Origin of the sequence: Shewanella sp. ZOR0012, assembly GCF_000798835.1 — a bacterium.
Lineage (GTDB): Bacteria > Pseudomonadota > Gammaproteobacteria > Enterobacterales > Shewanellaceae > Shewanella > Shewanella xiamenensis.
In genome coordinates, this window is record NZ_JTLE01000094.1 from 2550496 (window position 1) to 2564577 (window position 14082).

16 protein-coding genes and 1 pseudogene are annotated in these 14082 nt (G+C 46.4%); 4 read left to right on the top strand and 13 right to left on the bottom strand.

Going from position 1 to position 14082, the window contains the following annotated elements; genetic code table 11:
* The 5 genes and pseudogenes from secD to L976_RS12820 all read right to left on the bottom strand — a co-directional run.
* Positions 1-557, bottom strand: a pseudogene (gene secD / locus L976_RS12800) (protein translocase subunit SecD); the annotation flags it as partial.
* Between the two features lie 17 nt (positions 558-574).
* On the bottom strand, positions 575-907 hold the full coding sequence (gene yajC / locus L976_RS12805) for a preprotein translocase subunit YajC (RefSeq protein ID WP_023267664.1): 333 nt from the start codon (positions 905-907) through the stop codon (positions 575-577).
* Positions 908-933: 26 nt separating this feature from the next.
* Entirely contained in the window at positions 934-2058 is a 1125-nt protein-coding gene (tgt, locus tag L976_RS12810; protein WP_023267663.1) for a tRNA guanosine(34) transglycosylase Tgt, read from the bottom strand.
* Between the two features lie 161 nt (positions 2059-2219).
* Positions 2220-3257 (bottom strand): tRNA preQ1(34) S-adenosylmethionine ribosyltransferase-isomerase QueA, encoded by a 1038-nt coding sequence (gene queA, locus L976_RS12815; protein ID WP_037420251.1) that lies wholly within the window; start codon positions 3255-3257, stop codon positions 2220-2222.
* A 64-nt stretch (positions 3258-3321) separates the two neighbouring features.
* Entirely contained in the window at positions 3322-3528 is a 207-nt protein-coding gene (locus L976_RS12820; RefSeq protein WP_037420254.1) for a hypothetical protein, read from the bottom strand.
* Positions 3529-3716: 188 nt separating this feature from the next.
* On the opposite strand from L976_RS12820, the gene L976_RS12825 reads away from it, so the two are divergent.
* From L976_RS12825 to L976_RS12835, 3 genes are all read left to right on the top strand, one after another.
* A complete protein-coding gene (locus tag L976_RS12825) occupies positions 3717-4331 on the top strand; it encodes an acyl carrier protein phosphodiesterase (RefSeq protein ID WP_037428216.1) in 615 nt (204 codons plus the stop codon).
* 19 nt (positions 4332-4350) lie between these two features.
* Positions 4351-4905, top strand: coding sequence for a protein disulfide oxidoreductase (locus L976_RS12830; protein ID WP_047537281.1), 555 nt, complete (start codon positions 4351-4353; stop codon positions 4903-4905).
* 79 nt (positions 4906-4984) lie between these two features.
* Positions 4985-5656, top strand: coding sequence for an RluA family pseudouridine synthase (locus tag L976_RS12835; protein WP_047537284.1), 672 nt, complete (start codon positions 4985-4987; stop codon positions 5654-5656).
* Positions 5657-5789: 133 nt separating this feature from the next.
* Here the strand turns inward: L976_RS12835 and L976_RS12840 are convergent, their stop codons facing one another.
* A complete protein-coding gene (locus L976_RS12840; protein WP_037420263.1) occupies positions 5790-6224 on the bottom strand; it encodes a hypothetical protein in 435 nt (144 codons plus the stop codon).
* Positions 6225-6560: 336 nt separating this feature from the next.
* On the opposite strand from L976_RS12840, the gene L976_RS12845 reads away from it, so the two are divergent.
* Positions 6561-7940, top strand: a complete 1380-nt coding sequence (locus L976_RS12845) for a Gfo/Idh/MocA family oxidoreductase (protein WP_047537287.1) — start codon at positions 6561-6563, stop codon at positions 7938-7940.
* A 65-nt stretch (positions 7941-8005) separates the two neighbouring features.
* Here L976_RS12845 and L976_RS12850 read toward each other — a convergent pair whose 3' ends face one another.
* From L976_RS12850 to L976_RS12880, 7 genes are all read right to left on the bottom strand, one after another.
* Positions 8006-8530, bottom strand: coding sequence for a CIA30 family protein (locus tag L976_RS12850; RefSeq protein WP_037428213.1), 525 nt, complete (start codon positions 8528-8530; stop codon positions 8006-8008).
* Between the two features lie 77 nt (positions 8531-8607).
* On the bottom strand, positions 8608-9834 hold the full coding sequence (sstT, locus tag L976_RS12855) for a serine/threonine transporter SstT (RefSeq protein WP_037420273.1): 1227 nt from the start codon (positions 9832-9834) through the stop codon (positions 8608-8610).
* Between the two features lie 169 nt (positions 9835-10003).
* Positions 10004-10903: a chemotaxis protein CheV gene (locus L976_RS12860; protein WP_047537289.1), complete on the bottom strand. Its 900-nt coding sequence runs from the start codon at positions 10901-10903 to the stop codon at positions 10004-10006.
* A 135-nt stretch (positions 10904-11038) separates the two neighbouring features.
* Positions 11039-11509 (bottom strand): phosphatase domain-containing protein, encoded by a 471-nt coding sequence (locus L976_RS12865; protein WP_037420279.1) that lies wholly within the window; start codon positions 11507-11509, stop codon positions 11039-11041.
* Between the two features lie 66 nt (positions 11510-11575).
* On the bottom strand, positions 11576-12859 hold the full coding sequence (locus L976_RS12870; protein ID WP_047537291.1) for a DEAD/DEAH box helicase: 1284 nt from the start codon (positions 12857-12859) through the stop codon (positions 11576-11578).
* Between the two features lie 37 nt (positions 12860-12896).
* The gene (locus L976_RS12875; protein WP_047537294.1) at positions 12897-13463 is read right to left on the bottom strand and encodes a methylated-DNA--[protein]-cysteine S-methyltransferase; all 567 of its coding nucleotides are present in this window, start codon (positions 13461-13463) and stop codon (positions 12897-12899) included.
* A gap of 107 nt (positions 13464-13570) precedes the next feature.
* A partial coding sequence (locus L976_RS12880; protein ID WP_197062279.1) for a DNA-3-methyladenine glycosylase 2 family protein occupies positions 13571-14082 on the bottom strand: 512 nt, incomplete at its 5' end.

Sequence of the window (14082 nt, forward strand, 5' to 3'; positions counted from 1 at the left end):
GCTAAACTTTCGGCATCACGGAATTTAATCTCGATACCTTGCGCATTGTTGCGAATGCCAGCGTAACGGATTTTTTCTTCACGTAATTGTGAACGGAAATCGGCCACTTTGGCCTCTTCCATCTTGCGGATGGCTTCGCCCATGTCCACTTCCATTAAGAAGTGCACACCACCGCGAAGGTCCAGACCGAGTTTCATTGGGCTACCGCCCATGGACTCGAGCCACTGCGGCGTCGCAGGGGCAAGGTTAAGTGCCACGGTAAACTTATCGCCTAAATCTTCGGCGATGGTTTCCTTGGCCAGCAACTGCTGATCCGCGTTTTGCACGCGAACCAACAATTGGCCTTTTTCAAGCTCAGAACGTTTTACCGCAATGCCCTTACTGGCTAACAGCTCGTTCACTCTGGCTTGGGTAGATGCCGTGACTTCAGCACCTCGAGTCGCCACTACTTGCACCGCATGATCTTCACCGAACAGGTTAGGTACGGCATAGAAACAACCTATGGCGATGACGAGCACCACCATAATGTTTTTCCACATTGGGTATTTATTTAACACGCCTGAGCCCTCTTGGCTTACAACGACTGGATAGAGCCCTTAGGCAATACAGCTGCAATGTAATCTTTTTTAATTGTAATTTGAGTCGTGTCGTTCAAGCTCAGTAACACGTAGTCATTTTCATCGCTGATCTTTGCAATCTTGCCTAAGATACCGCCGCTGGTCAGGACTTCGTCGCCCTTGCTTAAAGATGACATCAGGTTCTTGTGCTCTTTAACACGCTTAGATTGCGGACGGAAAATCATGAAATAGAAAATCAGACCGAAAATCACCAGCATGAAAATCAATTCCATGGTGCCGCCACCCTGTGGAGCGCCTGCTGCATTTGCATATGCATTTGAAATGAACATAGTTTTCTCTTCTTATTAGCAAAAAATCAATCGACTAACTCTGGTACTTCACGACCTTGACTGGTATAGAAGTCCTTTACAAAGGCGTCTAATGTACCCGTCTCAATCGCCCCGCGCAAACCTTCCATTAACATTTGATAGTATCTCAAGTTGTGAATGGTGTTTAAACGCGCACCCAGAATCTCATTACAACGATCTAAATGGTAAAGGTATGCCCGTGAATAGTTTTTACAGGTATAACAATCACACTTAGGATCGAGCGGTGATGTGTCATCACGATGACGCGCATTGCGGATCTTGATCACACCTTCACTGGTAAACAGATGACCGTTACGGGCGTTACGGGTTGGCATCACACAGTCAAACATGTCGATACCACGACGCACACCTTCAACTAAATCCTCTGGCTTACCGACCCCCATCAGATAGCGTGGTTTGTCCGCAGGAATTTGTGGGCAGATATGCTCAAGAATGCGGTGCATATCTTCCTTAGGCTCACCTACGGCCAAACCACCGACGGCATAACCGTCGAAACCAATGTCGACTAGGCCTTTTAAGCTCTCGTCGCGTAAATCTTCATAAACACTGCCTTGGATGATCCCGAATAATGAATTGGGGTTTTCCAGACGGTCGAACTCGTCGCGTGAACGCTTAGCCCAACGCAGTGACATCTGCATTGACTTGCGCGCTTCATCTTCAGTTGCCGGATACGGAGTACACTCGTCAAAAATCATTACCACATCACTGCCCAATGCATGTTGAATTTGCATTGATTTTTCAGGATCTAAGAAGATTTTCTCGCCGTTGATTGGCGAACGGAAATGCACACCTTCTTCGGTAATTTTACGAATGTCACCCAAACTGAATACTTGGAAACCGCCCGAATCGGTCAGAATAGGACGCTGCCAGTTCATAAAATCGTGCAAGTCACCATGCTTACGCATGATTTCTTCGCCGGGACGTAACCACAGGTGGAAAGTGTTACCGAGCAGAATATCCGCACCAGTAGCACGCACTTCTTCAGGCGTCATGCCTTTTACCGTACCGTAAGTACCAACAGGCATAAAGGCTGGGGTTTCCACCGTGCCGCGTTCAAAAATCAAGCGACCACGGCGCGCACGGCCGTCGGTAGTGTCAAGTTCAAATTTCATCATTCACCTCGCCAGATAAACAGTCTGACTACATTTTTAATGGCAAGCGCCATTTTGATTAACAATAGAGATAGGGACAGTTCAAAAAGGTTCAACCTTTGGCTGAAAAAAATACCCGCCCAAACTCAATGTGGGCGGCTATTTTAAAACAAAATCTTGGTCTAGTGAGCTTTTTTCGTCACAAACATGGCATCGCCATAGCTAAAGAAGCGATATTTTTGCGTGATTGCGTGTTGATACGCCGCCATAACATGATCAAAACCGGCAAAGGCACTAACCAACATGATGAGCGTCGATTCCGGCAGGTGAAAGTTAGTGATCATGGCATCGACGATTTGGAACTGATACCCAGGGTAGATAAAGATATCGGTATCGCCGCTAAAAGCGGTTAACTCACCTTCACTTGCACGGGCCGCACTCTCCAGTGAACGTACAGACGTCGTGCCCACAGCAACCACACGCTTGCCTGCCGCTTTCGTTTGGGCAATTAAATCCACCACATCCTGCGGCACATTGGCCCACTCGGAATGCATTTTGTGCTCGAGCACATTATCGACGCGCACAGGTTGGAAGGTGCCGGCACCGACATGCAGAGTCACAAAGGCGATATTTACGCCCTTGGCTTTTAATGCCTCAAGCATGACATCATCAAAGTGTAGACCCGCCGTAGGCGCGGCAACCGCACCGGGGTTCTGGTTATACACGGTTTGATAGCGCTCTTTATCGGCATCCTCATCGGGACGGTCGATATAAGGTGGCAATGGCATATGCCCTACTGCTTCGAGCACTTCTAAAATTGTGAGATCGGATAAGAGTTCGAGTTCAAATAAGGCGTCATGGCGAGCAGCCATCTTCATCTCATAACCGCCGTCGAGATGAATAATGCTATCTACTTTCGGGGATTTAGAGCTGCGCACATGGGCGAGGATACGTTTATCATCGAGCATACGCTCAACTAAAATCTCGAGTTTGCCACCACTGGCCTTTTGGCCAAATAAACGTGCTGGGATCACCCGGGTATTGTTAAATACCATTAAATCGCCGGGATTAATCATCTCCAGCAAATCGGTAAACTGTTTATCGGCGAGCGTGCCAGTATTGCCATCTAAGGTTAACAGACGTGACGCCGTACGTTGCGCCATGGGATAACGAGCGATAAGTTCGTCGGGAAGATCGAAAGAAAAGTCTGTTACGCGCATGCAAAGGCCTCTAGATAGCTTAGAACGGCGGCTAGTCTATGGTTAGAGGCCAATAAGATCAAGATTACTTGTTCACGATATCCATATCGGTCACTGCATCCTGCTCATTGAGCGTATTTGAGCTCAATGCGTCATCCACATCATATTTAGCCCGAGTGCGAGCAAAATGATCGATGCTGAAACTATGTTGCTCATAGGGAATATCAACCAGCATTTTTTTACGTTTGGGACGCTCGTCTTTACCAAGCATTTTGATGAACCAGTTCCACATCGTCCATGATCCTTAACAGGTTAGTTGATTAGCGCATTTTCTGTCTTTAGCATCAGCATTTACACTCCTGTTAGAAATGCTGAATCTAGCACTACCTTACAAAAGCACACGATTTTTGCCTATTTGCACTTTCCTCAGCGCGCCTGCCCATGATAACGTGAACCAACGCGATTAACCAAGCACAAAAAATGAACATTCTTACACACTTACATCTGGCTGATATCAGTAAAACCCACCTTGGTGCCAATCTAGCAGGCAATTTTATTACCGCGTCGATAGACAATGCCCCACAAGCACTACGCCAAGGACTGTGGTTAAACCATGAAATCAATCAGCTCTGTGCGACCCATGAGTTGACTCAAGAACTCATCGCATTGTTTCCTAAACAGTTAACAAGTATAGCAGCAGATTTGATGTTCATCAGTTTCGATTATTATTTAGCCTTCTACTGGGAAGAATATCATCATCTGTCACTGCCTGATTTTAGCCAAAAAGCCTATAGTGAACTGGCAGAATTTGCCGCGCAAAGCGATGTGTATCACCCTCAGCTATGCCTAGACATTATCGCCGATATGCGCCGTCAAGATTGGTTAAACGGCTACGCCACACCTAAGGGCATTCAACAGGCATTAACCCAAAGGGCCAAAGGTCATCCGCACAGTGCCTTATTTAACGGTGCGGATAAAATTTTAGCCCAAATGCAGATTGAGACAGAAACCGCCTTTCGTACCTTCTACCCCCAGTTGATGGCCTATACCCGTATTTGGAGCCGTAAAACTCCGAGTGACTATTTACCCGAATAATCCCGAGGAGACCATCTCAGTGATAAGAGCAAGCTCAAGGGAGCAATCACCTCATCCAAAGGGATGGAAACAAAAACTGCAAAGCCCTCGATTTTGGCTAAAGCAGCTTAGGGATTTAACCATTATGGCGCTACTGCTCTATGGGGTAAGCCTCTATTTACAACGGGATATGGTCACAGGCAAAGCGCCAGTATTAAGCGGTATTACCATTGATGGCGGCAAGTTTGCACTTAATACAGCCCAAACTGAGCCAACATTAGTCTATTTCTGGGGAACCTGGTGCCCAGTATGCCGCGTAACATCGCCGATGGTTGAGACCATCAGCCAAAATCATCGGGTGATTTCAGTCGCCGTTGCTTCAGGTAGTGATAGTGAGATTCAAACCTTTATGGATGAACATCAATATCACTTTCCGGTACTTAATGATGATAGTGGAACGCAGAGTGCTCTCTGGGGCGCGATGGCATTTCCAGCCATTTATGTTATCGATACGCAAGGAAATATTCGTTACGTTACCTCAGGAGTAACGTCTACCTGGGGGATGAAGTTTAGATTATGGTTAGCGCAGTTTTAATGCCCCATGACATTGTTGAGAATATACTGCTTAGTAACTGATATTTTGCTAGTATGGCCACGCAAAAGATGAGGATACGATGCAGATATTTGATTACCAGCCCCCTTCAGTCCCTTGGTTAGATCTTCGCTATCAAGATAGAGATGTGATCGTTATTAATAAACCTACGGGCTTATTGTCTAATCCCGGCAGAGCCGCACATACCTTCGATTGTGCCCTCACTCGGCTGCAACGTCTTTATCCTGAAACGATTCTGGTGCACAGACTCGACTGCGCCACCTCAGGAATTATGGTTTTTGCGCGCAATAAAAAAGCCGAATCCCACTTAAAAACCCAGTTTCAAGATCGACAAAGTGAGAAAGTGTATATTGCTGAGGTCATGGGACTGGTCGAGCTGGATGCAGGTATAATTGATTTAGCTATCGCCCCCGACCCCGAGCATCCACCCTATCAAAAGACCCAAGCGGCGGGGACGGCTGGCGCGAAAAGTGCTCTTACCCATTACCGAGTGCTTGAAAGACGCGAAAACAGCACCTTAGTGGAATTAACCCCAGAAACGGGCCGAACCCACCAGCTTAGGGTACATATGCTCGCCCTTGGGCATCCCATTTTAGGGGATGAATTTTATGGTAATGCTGAGGTGATCAAGGCCAGACCGAGGCTGTGTCTCCATGCCCAAAGCTTGAGCTTTACCCATCCGTATTCGGGTAAAAGGATGCATTTTTTCAGTCAGCATCCTTTCAATGAATAATCGGCAAAAATACAAGAGGTCGCGTTAAGCGACCTCTGTTTTAACCAAACCTGACCATCCCGCTACACAGGGATAAGCTTGAGAGGGAATATTATTCGCCCAACTCAGTTGCCATTAAAAAATCACAACCGTTTTAAGCAACACGCTGATTAAAATCAATATCCGCAACTAATTTATCTACTTGAAAATAACTGCCCTGTTCGTTGCAAAATTGCAGTTGCATATTAGGCGTTACCATAAAATACTCACCGAAGAAATTACCGCCCACATCTTCTACTTTTTTGCCCTGTGGCGTATCAGTTAAATTGACTTCATCTAAGCTATGGCAGCCATCACTGAACCAAGTTTCTAAATAATATTTATCCGCTTCTTTATAGAGGGTAATTTTGTCACCTAGCAGTGGACGCTCATCTAACCAACGACCAATAATTTCACGATTTTGCATATCTGTCTCCCGCCAATGTAGGCGACGGCGTTTTTCAATCCCAGACATCCTGATATCCTTATGCAATACCCACTCACCTAAAGTGAACGTCAGTTGTGGTAGTACATTAAGCATAGAACCCATTTACCGCTTTACTCCCCCGAGTCGCAAATTACGTCAAACTCATCAAAAAATGTAATTTTTTGGTTAAATTTAATTTGCTAAACATTTAAAAACTAAAAGATAATTTAGCTTGATTAATTAATGGGCAGTGTAGCTTAATTAGAAAATAAAAACGCGATCTTTATCACTATTTACCTATCGCTAAAGTAAAGATAAATAACCTGTTGCAATACGGTTTATTTAATTACGTATGAATGAGCTTGTTACATCTTTTAATGTCCACTTACAGTGAGATTCTGATATAACAAGATGGATTAAAATCGCCCTACAAATAAACAACAATAAAGCAGGAAGCCTATGCACAATATTCATCGCCGCCATTTTCTGAAAGCCGCTGGCGCGGTCACTGCCGGCCTTGTTACGGCCAATATTGCCCTCGATGCTACCGCCAGTAACGTTGCCCCGAAACCCAGTCGCGGGAAATCAGTTATTGGACTCATTGCCCCTAAAATGGAGGTGGTTAGAGTTGGTTTTATCGGTGTGGGAGAGCGTGGATTTAGCCATGTCGAACAGTTTTGTCACTTAGACGGCGTGGAGCTAAAAGCCATTTGCGATACGCACCAAGCGGTTATTGATAGAGCGGTTGAGCATATCGTTAAACAAAAACGGCCAAAACCTGCGATCTATACCGGCAATGATCTGAGCTATCGCGAGCTATTAAACCGTGATGACATCGATATTGTGATTATTTCCACTCCGTGGGAATGGCATGCTCCAATGGCTATCGACACTATGGAAAGTGGTAAACACGCCTTTGTTGAAGTACCACTCGCCCTCACAGTCGAAGAGTGCTGGCAAATCATCGATACCGCCGAGCGTACCCAGAAAAACTGCATGATGATGGAAAACGTCAATTACGGCCGTGAAGAACTGATGGTGCTTAACATGGTACGCCAAGGCTTATTTGGCGAATTACTCCACGGCGAAGCCGCTTATATCCATGAACTGCGCTGGCAAATGAAAGAAATTGATCATAAAACCGGCTCATGGCGTACTTATTGGCATACTAAACGCAATGGTAATTTATATCCCACTCACGGTTTAGGGCCTATTTCCCAGTATATGAATATCAACCGTGGTGACAGATTCGATTACCTGACTTCCATGAGTTCGCCAGCTTTAGGTCGTGCTTTATATGCTAAGCGAGAATTTCCGGCCGATCATGAACGTAATCAGCTCAAATACATTAATGGCGATATGAGCACTAGCCTGATTAAAACCGTGAAAGGCAGAACCATTATGGTTCAACACGATACCACCACCCCAAGACCCTACAGTCGCCATAATCTAATCCAAGGCACTAACGGTGTGTTTGCTGGCTTCCCTAATCGTATCGCAATCGAAAATGGGGGGTTTGGTCAGAGTTACCACGAATGGGATATGGACATGCAAAAGTGGTATGACAAATACGATCACCCACTGTGGCAACGTATTGGTAAAGAAGCCGAAATCAACGGCGGTCACGGTGGCATGGATTTTGTGATGCTTTGGCGAATGATCTATTGCCTACGTAACGGCGAGGCACTCGATCAGGATGTCTATGATGGTGCGGCTTGGTCTGTGGTCAATATTTTAAGTGAACAATCACTCAATAATCGCAGTAACTCAGTAAACTTTCCCGACTTTACCCGCGGTGCATGGGAACATGCTAAGCCCCTAGGGATTGTGGGAGCCTAAATCGCGCTGAGTTGAGCGTGTAACAGTAGATTAAGGGGACAAGCATTAGCTTATCCCCTTATGACTCAATAACAGCCTATTGATTTAATTTTTAATGCAAAATCACCACTTTGCTGCGCACCAATCACTAGCCCAATACTTGTGAGACGGCTCAAATCAATCTCAGCACGCTCAATCGGCTTGCCACGGCACTGGGGATGAAACGCCGTAAAGGGGATTTCAATACGTTGCCAGTGAATAATACTGCCACCATTAACGCCAAAAGACTGATGCTTAGCATCAGGCATCGGTGCTTGATAAACCGTACTCTGCGGCGTGTCGGCATCTTTGAGATTCACTTTGTAGTGCTTGCTTCTATCACGGTCGAGTTCGAGATAAATCCCAGTGAATTCACTCACATTTTTGGGTTCAAACTCACAGCGCACCGAGGCAAACCCGCCACCATTGGCGAGTGACACATGGCCGCTAAACATCCCATAGCCTAACGGAGAGATGGTGAGCTTACTGCGTGACAAACCGCCCATCACAGTATCATTAACGCCATACCAAGACTTTGCCGCATTTAACTCTTTAAAATCGAAAAGGATCATAACTACTCCCATAAAAAAAGCAGCCACCGAAGTGACTGCTCCTATGATACTTTCTTCTACACTAACAACAGCACACTTTATCCAAGTTTAGCTTTGTTTTCAGCGGCTTCACAAGCAGCAGCGGTAAAAATCACGTCCGTAGAGCTATTCAGTGCCGTTTCGGCTGCATCTTGGATCACGCCGATAATAAAACCAACAGCAACCACTTGCATCGCCACATCGTTAGAAATGCCAAACAAGCTACAAGCAAGCGGAATAAGCAATAACGAACCACCCGCCACACCAGATGCACCACAGGCAGAAATCGCAGCTACCACGCTAAGCAGCAAGGCAGTCAGCAGATCAACTTGAATCCCCAAAGTATGTGCCGCTGCTAAAGTCAGTACGGTAATCGTAATCGCAGCGCCGCCCATATTGATGGTTGCCCCTAACGGGATAGAGACTGAATAAGTATCTTCGTGCAGATTTAACTTTTCACACAATGCCATATTCACTGGAATATTGGCCGCACTTGAGCGGGTGAAAAATGCCGTCACACCACTCTCACGCAGACAGCGGATCACAAGTGGATAGGGATTACGTTTGATTTTAACGTAAACAATCAGCGGGTTAATAATTAAGGCGATAATAGCCATCGCACCGAGCAATACGGCTAATAACTGAGCGTAGCCCGCAATTGCCGCAAAACCGGTTTCAGCAAATGTGGCAGCAACTAGACCGAAAATACCAATAGGCGCTAACCGAATGATAAAATGCACCATTTGCGAAATACCATGGCTCACATCCGCAAACACTTGTTTGGTTGAATCACTCGAATGATGTAAGGCTAAGCCAAGACCCACACCCCAAGCCAAAATACCAATATAGTTCCCCGTCATCAGGGCATTCACGGGGTTATCAACCAGTTTAAACAACAGGGTGTTAATCACCTCACCAATTCCCTGTGGCGGACTGGTGCCTTCAACACCCGCAACTAACACCAGATTAGTCGGGAACATCATACTTAAAATCACAGCGGTTAATGCAGCAGCAAAGGTACCCAATAAGTACAACACCACGATTGGGCGCATATTCGTTTGAGTATTTTTCTTTTGATTCGCAATGGAGGATGCCACGAGAATAAAGACTAGAATAGGCGCTATCGCTTTTAATGCACCAACAAATAAACTACCTAAAAAAGCGACTTGTTTGGCCCATTCATGTGAAAAACTGGCTAAAGCGACACCAGCGATAATCCCGACGAGAATTTGCAGCACCAAACTGCTATTAGCCAACTTGGCTAAAAAAGATGATTCTTGTTTCATTACTTAACCTATCGTTATTATATTTCGGCTGAGTTTCCCCATCCCACACCTTCAAAATTGAGGCCAATAAGGTTTTATAGGATGTGATGGAACTTGTCTAGCTTTGCAGGGAAATAAGCGAATTAAATTACCCAGTCCCTGCAAAACCCTTACAAAAATCCAACACGCTCTAATTTGACCGCTTAGCCGCTAAATCAGCCCCCCGTAGCATGGCTTCCACAAGCTCATGGGCATCAAACTTAGTCAGCGCCTCATTTGCCCCTACTTGATGGGCTTGGCTGACGCTGATTTCGCTGGACAACGAGGTATGGAGAATAATATAAGCATTAGCCAACAGTGGATTATCTCGGACTTCAAATGCCAGTTCATAGCCATCGAGCCCCGGCATTTCGATGTCACTAACTAAAATATCAATCGGGTGACGCTCAGCAGCCGCCTGCTCCATAATAGAGAGCGCTTCTCTTCCATCAGGGGTCACGAAATAGGGAATATTAATACTATCGAGCGCATCGGAAAGTTGCTTGCGGGCCACCTTAGAATCATCGACCAACAGAATCCGCATGGGTTTTAACTTCTCCCGCTGCACATCCGTTAGGATTGCTCGATTGGCCTCAGGTGCATCGGGGAACACCTTAGACAGTAACAGCTCCACGTCAAGTAACTGCACTAACTGGTTATCGTAGCGCGTCACCCCAGTTAAAAAGGCATTTCTCCCTAAATTTGCCGATGGCGCTTCAATGTCACGCCAATTGCACTCAATAATCTTATCAATGGCGCGCACTAAAAAGCCGATAATCATGCGCTGGCAATCAGTAATGATGATATAGCAATGTTTACGTTCGTCATCACTGATTGGCCGATAACCAATGGCAGCCGCCATATCCACGACCGGGATGGTATGACCACGAATGGTCGCGGCACCCATGATTGTCGGATGAGATTGAGGAATTTTACTCAGCGGCGTGTAAGGCACTAATTCACGAATTTTGAGCGTGCCTAAGGCAAATACCTGATGTTGAGATAACCGAAAAAGGAGTAGCCCTTGTGACTGATTTGCCTTACTTTTCATGATAAAACTAAGCGCTCACTCAAATTAAACTGCCAGTATATTAACCTTAACATGCCTTAAAAGTGATGACTAAGGTCAAATGTGATCAAATCAGCCAATTACTTTATCTTTGGAACAATCTTCCCTTCTCAAGGACTAATCCTGCAAAGCATAGAGCACATCGAAGGCAAACTGATCCCACCCCTCAGCGCTAAAAGCAATGTCGCGAATGCTGCGCACTTGGCTAACGGCATGCAACGGCGCAGCACCATTAACCATGAGGTAATAAGCCATAATGAGCCCGGTACGATCTTTTCCCGAACGGCAATGGATTAACACGGGTAAATCATCGGCTTCACATTGTTGAATAAAGGCTAGCGCTCTAGGTAATTGGGCGACACAAATGGCGATATCCCCTTCCTGTGGCGGCACGTTTCTGGAAAACGGGATACATTCATAACGCAAACCATGGTGCTGAAAACTACCGGGCTCGCAGCCTTCTCCGCCATTAACGGATAACACGGCGCGGATCCCCGATGCTTTAAGCTCTGCTAAATCCCAAGGGTCCTTATTAGGGCCACTGCGGCCCGCGATTTTACCTTCAACTAACCAAAATAAATGCTGCATACTGCCTCTACCAAACCAATTCGAAACAACCTGAAGATATGCTAAGCATAACTCACACCTGAGGAATTAAGACTTTTTACCCCAAAACTCAACATTCGCCACGGGTAACTGTTTACGCTTTTTCTTGCCAGAGCCTTCGGGCTTGGCCTGAGGTTTTTCCTGCGCTAACACATCCAGCGGTATTTCAGCATTGGCTTCAAATCCGGGGATTTGTTCACGCACTAGTTTGATTTTGTTTTTCTTTTCAATCACACCAAAGTGGTGATATTCCTCATGGGAAATTAAAGTCACCGCGAGGCCCGCCTCGCCCGCACGACCGCTACGACCAATACGGTGCATATAATCGGCTGGACTTCTTGGTAAATCAAAGTTAATCACGACGGGGAGTTTATCAATATCAATACCACGGGCTGCGATATCAGTCGCAATTAGCACACTAATGTCACCATTTTTAAACCCATCAAGGACGCGAGTCCGCGCACCTTGAGCTTTATCGCCATGGAAGACTTCGGCGCTAATTCCCCGTTTTGACAACTTTTGCGCGAGGTGGTTACAGGTATTTTTAGCACTGACAAAAATTAACGCCTGTGACCATTGATGCTGTTTAATCAAATGGGCCAATAACGCTGTTTTTTGCTCGCGGTTAACGGTTATCACACGCTGCACAATGGTGCTTTCTTGCTCACTTTGCAGATGAAACTCAAGCGGTTGATGGAGTAATTGGGTCGTTAGCGCGCGCACTTCTTCGGGGAATGTCGCCGAAAACAGTAAGGTTTGTTTTTTGGCAGGGAGCGCCTCAAGCACTTGATTTAATTCATCAGTAAACCCAAGGCTTAACATGCGGTCCGCTTCATCCAGCACTAAGGCCGAGACGCGATTTAACTTAAGCGCATTGCTGGCTAATAAATCCAGTAAACGCCCAGGAGTTGCGACCAACACATCGGCGCCAGCGCGTAAGCTTTGCATTTGCAGATTGACAGACACACCACCAAAGGCCGCGACTATCTTAAGTTGGCCATTGAAGTGGGATGCATAGGATAAAAAGCTGTCGGCGACTTGTTGCGCCAATTCGCGGGTAGGTACGAGCACCAAACACCGCACTTGGCCTGCTGACTTATCAGCACTTTTTGCTTCACTCAATCGCTGCAATAACGGCACTGCAAAAGCAGCGGTTTTTCCAGAACCTGTATTCGCCCCTGCTAACACGTCCTGTCCACTGAGTACGGCAGGAATGGTAGCCGCTTGTATCGGAGTGGGAAAAACATAACCCAGCTCAGAGAGTCGATTAAATAAGGGGGCAATAATGCCAAGTTCGGCAAAGCTGGCAACGGCGGAAGAAGCTTGGGTCATAAAAAATTACATGGCTCATCAATAACAAATATGACCGCTATTCTAACGTAAAATGCGCGCCCTTGCTTGTCGATTCCAGCATTAACAGTTGCTGTTTCATCGTAAGTCCATAGGCATAACCCGTTAATTGACCATTTTTACCAATGATACGGTGACAGGGCACAATAATCGCGATGGGGTTGGCACCATTAGCCGCGCCAACTGCCCGAACGGCTTTGGGTTTTGCGATACGCTGGGCGATCTCGCCATAACTGCAACTCTGGCCATAACCGACCTGCACCAAGGCCTGCCACACCTGCTGCTGAAATTCGGTTCCTTTGGGCGCTAAGCTTAAGTGGAACTGGGTTAGCTTACCGCGAAAATAATCCAGAAGCTGCGCCTTTGCCTGATCAATATGACTTTTAGCCCGCACCAGTTCGTCATCACTTGCGACCTTTAGGGGGATCTCGGTACGACTCGACCCGACGACCGTTAAATGGCTCAATCCGTAGGCATTGGCATTAAGTTGTAGTACTCCCACAGGGGTACTTAAAATATCGACAGCGCAGGGCTGATAATCTTTGGCCGTTGGGGCGCTAATCAGTTGCGATAAATTCGGGCTCATAGTGGTTCTCGTCAACGGCTTTAGTACAGTGTTTTCGTACTGTGTTTCAAATAGTGGCTCTCATATAGAGCCTCGGTACTGAATCAATAAACATGGCCTGAAATGTCCTATGCATTGGACCACAGCAGGAAGGTCAAATAACTCCCCCAAGGGGCGATATCTGCACTTATCCGCTCAACAATCGCTGAATAATCCAGTTGTTTTTGCGCTTCAGTATCTAACCCTGTCTGCTCACCCATCGTCGCCAGTAATTGCTTTTTCACAATTAAATCCGTGTGCAGGAAGATATTTGGATCGCCAAGCCCACGTAATTTGGCATAGGCAATGGTCCAGGGGCCAATGCCTTTTACCCTAATCCACTCATCGGCTGTGGCTTCTGGGTGTTCACAGATAAACGCAGCAAGCGCATTGAGCGCCAGTTTGCGCGCGCCAGGCATTTTAAGCTCATCGAGGCATGCATGACGGATCAGCTGCGGTGTAGGGAACAAGCGATACTCTTGCCCGTTTAAGCTAAAACGTTCGCCATAGGCTTCGACCAATAAATTGAGTAACTTAGTGGCCTGCACTACGCTCACCTGCTGACCTAAAACGGCTCGGAAACCCGCCTCAAATAAAGATC

Excerpts from the sequence above, each read along its gene's own strand:
- yajC (WP_023267664.1), bottom strand. The coding sequence starts at position 907 with ATGTTCATTTCAAATGCATATGCAAATGCAGCAGGCGCTCCACAGGGT.
- tgt (WP_023267663.1), bottom strand. The coding sequence starts at position 2,058 with ATGAAATTTGAACTTGACACTACCGACGGCCGTGCGCGCCGTGGTCGC.
- queA (WP_037420251.1), bottom strand. The coding sequence starts at position 3,257 with ATGCGCGTAACAGACTTTTCTTTCGATCTTCCCGACGAACTTATCGCT.
- L976_RS12820 (WP_037420254.1), bottom strand. The coding sequence starts at position 3,528 with ATGTGGAACTGGTTCATCAAAATGCTTGGTAAAGACGAGCGTCCCAAA.
- L976_RS12825 (WP_037428216.1), top strand. The coding sequence starts at position 3,717 with ATGAACATTCTTACACACTTACATCTGGCTGATATCAGTAAAACCCAC.
- L976_RS12835 (WP_047537284.1), top strand. The coding sequence starts at position 4,985 with ATGCAGATATTTGATTACCAGCCCCCTTCAGTCCCTTGGTTAGATCTT.
- L976_RS12840 (WP_037420263.1), bottom strand. The coding sequence starts at position 6,224 with ATGGGTTCTATGCTTAATGTACTACCACAACTGACGTTCACTTTAGGT.
- L976_RS12845 (WP_047537287.1), top strand. The coding sequence starts at position 6,561 with ATGCACAATATTCATCGCCGCCATTTTCTGAAAGCCGCTGGCGCGGTC.
- L976_RS12850 (WP_037428213.1), bottom strand. The coding sequence starts at position 8,530 with ATGATCCTTTTCGATTTTAAAGAGTTAAATGCGGCAAAGTCTTGGTAT.
- sstT (WP_037420273.1), bottom strand. The coding sequence starts at position 9,834 with ATGAAACAAGAATCATCTTTTTTAGCCAAGTTGGCTAATAGCAGTTTG.
- L976_RS12860 (WP_047537289.1), bottom strand. The coding sequence starts at position 10,903 with ATGAAAAGTAAGGCAAATCAGTCACAAGGGCTACTCCTTTTTCGGTTA.
- L976_RS12865 (WP_037420279.1), bottom strand. The coding sequence starts at position 11,509 with ATGCAGCATTTATTTTGGTTAGTTGAAGGTAAAATCGCGGGCCGCAGT.
- L976_RS12870 (WP_047537291.1), bottom strand. The coding sequence starts at position 12,859 with ATGACCCAAGCTTCTTCCGCCGTTGCCAGCTTTGCCGAACTTGGCATT.
- L976_RS12875 (WP_047537294.1), bottom strand. The coding sequence starts at position 13,463 with ATGAGCCCGAATTTATCGCAACTGATTAGCGCCCCAACGGCCAAAGAT.